Here is a 364-nt window from a genome sequence, read left to right as displayed (position 1 = left end):
GGACCAGCCGTCGGCCGAAATATGGTGTGCGACCAGCACGAGCACATATTCATCCGGGCCGGCCTGAAACAGCTCGCCTCGCATCGGCAATTCTGTGGTGACATCGAATCCAGCGGAAATGACCTGCTGCACGCGCCGAGAAATGTCGGCCGGATCGACCTGCTGCGGTACCAATGTCGGTGCTGCTTCCGAGACAGTGAGAATCACCTGCGCCGCAATGCCGTCCGTCTCCGGATACACGGTGCGCAACGACTCGTGGCGAGCGAGTACATCTCGCACCGCAGCATTGAGGGCATCGATGTCGAGTGCCCCCGACAGTCGCACTGCGACCGGGATGTTGTTGACCGCGGATTCGGTGTCGAAG

At 61.3% G+C, this 364-nt stretch carries 1 protein-coding gene; it reads right to left on the bottom strand.

Features of this window, described 5'->3' with window-relative positions:
• On the bottom strand, positions 1-364 hold a 364-nt coding region (locus H2510_RS20565; protein WP_186630129.1), incomplete at both ends, for a condensation domain-containing protein.

It is taken from the genome of Rhodococcus sp. BP22 (genome assembly GCF_014281965.1).
GTDB lineage: Bacteria > Actinomycetota > Actinomycetes > Mycobacteriales > Mycobacteriaceae > Rhodococcoides.
This window is presented reverse-complemented; position numbering and strand designations above follow the sequence as displayed.